4 protein-coding genes and 1 pseudogene are annotated in these 4,477 nt (G+C 52.1%); 1 reads left to right on the forward strand and 4 read right to left on the reverse strand.

Features of this window, described 5'->3' with window-relative positions; all coding sequences use genetic code 11:
• The 4 genes from VIR50_RS07700 to VIR50_RS07715 form a co-directional block, all read right to left on the reverse strand.
• Window positions 1-921: hypothetical protein (locus VIR50_RS07700; protein WP_331934564.1), on the reverse strand; the 921-nt coding region annotated here is incomplete at its 3' end.
• A 3-nt stretch (window positions 922-924) separates the two neighbouring features.
• Window positions 925-2,295, reverse strand: coding sequence for an MBOAT family O-acyltransferase (locus VIR50_RS07705; protein ID WP_331934565.1), 1,371 nt, complete (start codon window positions 2,293-2,295; stop codon window positions 925-927).
• Window positions 2,296-2,324: 29 nt separating this feature from the next.
• Entirely contained in the window at window positions 2,325-2,570 is a 246-nt protein-coding gene (locus VIR50_RS07710; protein WP_331934566.1) for an acyl carrier protein, read from the reverse strand.
• 11 nt (window positions 2,571-2,581) lie between these two features.
• Complete coding sequence (locus VIR50_RS07715; RefSeq protein ID WP_331934567.1) at window positions 2,582-4,066, reverse strand: amino acid adenylation domain-containing protein; 1,485 nt, start codon at window positions 4,064-4,066, stop codon at window positions 2,582-2,584.
• A gap of 192 nt (window positions 4,067-4,258) precedes the next feature.
• On the opposite strand from VIR50_RS07715, the pseudogene VIR50_RS07720 reads away from it, so the two are divergent.
• Window positions 4,259-4,477: pseudogene (locus tag VIR50_RS07720) on the forward strand (hypothetical protein); the annotation flags it as partial.

A 4,477-nucleotide genomic window follows, 5' to 3' on the forward strand; every position in this document is an offset into this window, starting at 1 on the left:
GAAGGGCCCGTGGGTGGTGAAGTCGTAGACAACGGAGTCGCCAAGGATGGTGCGCAGGGTGGTCAGGTCATCGGGATGGAGGTTCTCCCGACGGAAAGATGGGCCGATAATGAGCTTCAGTCGGGTGGCGTGACGCTTGCAAAAGTCGCTTATTTCCTTGAGCTTTCGGCGCTGCTCCGTACCTATCACGGGCTCGTAAGTGTGGATTTCGGGCCGCCGTTCCATGGCTTTGCGCCAGTAAGGTTGCCGCCAAAAGGCCTCGCCCATGGTGCTGATGTCATGCTCTTGATACAGAATGGCGTCGTTGGTAAGGGCCGTTCGGGTGGGACCGTGGCGGTTTATCACGCCCGAAGCTGTGGCGTCACACTGTCCTGTGAGCCTGAATCGCAGGTAAGGCAGCAGTATCTTGGGGCACAAAAAGTTCTGCAGATAAGTTGATTGGTAGCTTATCATGCCCTTGCCCGTCACGTCGGGGGGCATGATATGGATGAGCCCGGCCTGCGGAAAGGCCTGCACGAAGAATCGACGCTCGGCAATGATGAGCAGGTTTCGTACGGGTTGATGGGGCAGTTTGTCGATGGCGCGCAGCTTTTGGCAAAGATCTCCCAAGGCCTCATTGTTGGAAAAGAGGCGGAAAGGGCGCCCGTGGATGTGCTTGTTCCATTCTTCGGTACTGTAAGCCTTGGTACATGAGGAGCCCATAATGAACGAGTCGTAGCGCTGCGAGGCCCGTTGGCGCAGCATTTTCTTCCATCCTATGTCGCCCTCGCTCTGCTCTAAGCGACTGTGATCGTAGTCGTTGTACGACCGAATCACCATGAAGGGATCTTCATAAATATAAAAGGCGATGAGCAAAAGAAAGGGAAGGCTCAGCGCGCAGCACTTAATGTAGAAGGCGTATAGCGTGTTTGGCTTTTTCATTTTCTAAAACTGAATGTATATAAAGTTCTCTACGCCGAAGGAACCAAACCAAAAGATGATTCCCACGATGGCGAGGTAGACGATCCAACGCAAGGCTGCGGGCAGTCGTTCGAGCTTTTCGCCGAGCTGATAGCGGGCCTGCAACCATTCTAAAGTGAGCATGAGAACGATGGCTATGCCTACGACGATCCACTCATGGTCGGTCAATCCGAGGCGCAACTCCTTGGCCGAGGTCTGCAATCCGTCAGCCAAATGGGCATAGGTGTAGGCCACGTCGCCGATGGTTGATAGGCGGAAAAACAGCAACGAGAGGGCAAAGAGCAGGTAGGTACGTATCATCATGAGCGTCCGGCCTGCCGTTTGGCCCGGCAGTTGGTATATCTTCTCGCGCCATGGGCCCATGATGGTTTCGCCGATGATGACTATTCCTTGGAACAAACCGTAGAGGGCAAAGGTCCATCCGGCACCGTGCCATACGCCGATGGCCACGAACGTGGTGATGAGCGAGGCGTAAGTACCCCATCGTTTCCGGCCTCGGAGCGATGCGTTGAGGGGCATGAAGACGTAATCACGCACCCAAAAGGAGAGGCTCATGTGCCATCTGCGCCACAGTTCGCCCGTGGATGTGGCGCAGAAAGGCCTATCGAAGTTGGGCTGAAGCCTGAAACCGAGCATGCGTCCCAGCCCCAAGGCCATGCAGGTATAGCCTGCGAAGTCGGCGTAAAGCTGTATCGGATAGAGCAGGGTGGCCATTAAGAGCTGCATACCGGTAGCTCCTCGCACGTCGTTGAGCACAAGGTCGAGGGCCGGACCTATGCGGTCGGCTATCACGAGCTTAAGAAAACAGCCCCAAGCCACTACCTTCAGGCCCGTGGTAACTTGCCGATAGTCGAACGTGTGGGCTTTCTTTAGCTGTGGCAATAGGCTTTCGGCTCGCTCTATGGGGCCCGATAAGAACTTCATAAAGAGCAACATGTAGATGGAAAAGTCGGTGAAATCGTCTTCGGGGTCCTCCTCCCAATAGATGTCGGCAAGGTAAGCGATGGCTTGGAAGGTATAAAAGGATATGCCCAAGGGGAACAGTGGCGCCCAATAGCGGGCTGCCAACCACAGCATTATGAGCCCCCCGATGGCCAACCACAGCCTGATGGTGGCCAACGGCGTGTTAATGGCGGCGTGAATACGCCTTCCCATCCAATAGGTAAAGGCTGTTATGAGGGCCGCGATGGCCAAGTAAGCCATGTGATAGTAGCCTGCGAAGACGGCGCTGGCCAGCAACAAGAGCGCATGTTGCCATCGACGACGCTGTAAGGCGTAGTAAAGAACGAATGTGACACTCATCAGTGCCACAAACGGAAGCGATAAAAATTCCATAAAAAGAGGTCGGTGGGCGAGGGTGGGGATTAGTTCTGACTCTTCGAGATTATCGTGTCGACCATGTCACCGATGTTGCGCATGCGGATGATGTCACGCAGTTTAAAGTGTACTTGCCAAAGTCTTTCTATCTCGCTGATGATGGTCATGTTGGTCAAAGAGTCCCAATTATCGATGTCATCGGTCGACATTTGCTCGCTGAGTTGCAGGTTTTCCTTGTTTAAAACTACAGAGAAAATGCCATTAAGGGCTGTCAATACGTCGTTTCTTTCCATGATGAAGTGCTTTATTTGATGATTTCTTTTATTTGTTTACGGTCTATTTTGTTGCTCATATTCTGTGGAAAAGTGGGTATGAACGCTATTTTTGAGGGGAGCATGTAGGCCGGCAGGTAGGTCTGGAGGTAGCTTTGCAGCTCCTGAAGGCGGCTGTCGTCGGCGCTTTCTATGGCCAGTTGTATGGTTTCCTTGCCCGTTTCGCCCGTTACAACAGCCACGGCGGCGGTCTTCTGCTCGTAGAATTGGCGGGCCACGGTTTCTATTTCGCTAAGTTCTATGCGGTATCCTTGTATCTTAACCTGCGAGTCTTTGCGGCCAATGTAGTAAATGTCGCCTTCCTCATCGGCCATGCAGAGGTCGCCGGTAAGGTACCATCGGCGCCCGTCGTGGTGGAAGAAGGAGGTCAAATTCTTCTCTTGGTTTTGCCAATAGCCCGGTGTGAGTTGGTCGCCGGACAAGCATAGCTCGCCCACCGTGTCGCTGCCGACGGGTAGGTGGTTATCATCGACTATCATGGTTTGCGATAGTGCCATGGTCTTTCCTATGCTGATGATGTTGTGATGGTGCTTTACGCCCTGCTCGGGAAGGCGGTAGGCCGTGCAGTAAATGGTGTTTTCGGTAGGTCCGTACACGTTCCATAGCTCGGCAGAGGGCACTGTTTGCTGCCACGGAAGGGCGTCATCGGTCGTCAAAGCCTCACCGCAGAAGAGGGAGTAGCGAAGCTGTGGGGCTTCGATTTCTTGCAAATAGGGGCGCAGGTAATGGATAACGGAGGGCACCATGAGGGTATATGTGAGGGCGTAATCATCCAAAAGGCGGAAGGCTTCCTCCCATTTTATGCTGCCTAAGCTGACTGTGTAAACACCGGCTCCGGCCAAAAGAGGCTGCAGATAGGACACGACGGAGAGGTCAAACGTAAGGTCGAACATCTGCAAACAGCGGTCATTGGCGTTTAATCGTATGCCTAATTGGTCGACAGACCGAAGGAATGACTCTACGTTACCATAGCTTATGGTCACGCCTTTGGGTGTTCCGGTGCTGCCCGAGGTAAACAGTATGTAGGCGGGGGCTTGCGGATAGAAGGCTTGCGGGAGCTGTTGTGGGGTGGCAGTGGGCTGTAGTGAAGCGGTCTTGACTACGTATTGATGGGGATATCGGGTAGCTTCGCTCGAGTCGAGAACCACTCTTATGCCCACTTGCTCTATGATGTTATTGCATCGGGCGATAGGTTGGAGCGGATGAAGGGGTATATAGCACTTGCCTTCCAGCCATATAGCGAGGATGGAAGCATAAGTGGCGAGGTCGTCATTGGCCACCAAGCCTATATAAATATCATTGATAGAGTGGAGTGATTGGCGAATGGCCGCAGTCTTTTCGGCCAATTCCCGGTAGGTAAAAAACGTGTCATCAATGCAGAAAGCATTGTTTTCACCATGTTGATGCAGACTGTTAAAGAGTTGTTCTACAAAGTTTGATTGAGTTAAAGAAACCATTTTTTTCTCGTATTGCCTAATTCTGAAACGCTGCTTTTCTATAATTCCCCTATTGACCGTTGGTGTTCTTTCACATGAAAAAAGGTTATGGTCTTGGTCAGCGTGGGGCTATGGCGTTTTAGATTGGGCATAGGTATATAATCATTCCTATTTTATGGCTATTCTATAATTAATGTATAACTTTGCGGACGTATGAAAAGAATAGTTCTCTTTTGTGCCTTTCTCACGCTTTGCCTGATGCCTTTGGGCGCTCAAAAAGCGAAGACTACTCGTTCGGAGACGCATCCCGTGTTCCGTTCGGTGCCCATTCCCGACTCTGTTTTTCAACGAATGCGCGGTTATTCCTATCCCGAGGGATGCACGGTGAAGCGTTCCGAGCTGCGCTATCTGCGTCTTTCACATTATGATTTG

Source organism: Prevotella sp. (assembly GCF_036570325.1).
Taxonomy (GTDB): domain Bacteria; phylum Bacteroidota; class Bacteroidia; order Bacteroidales; family Bacteroidaceae; genus Prevotella.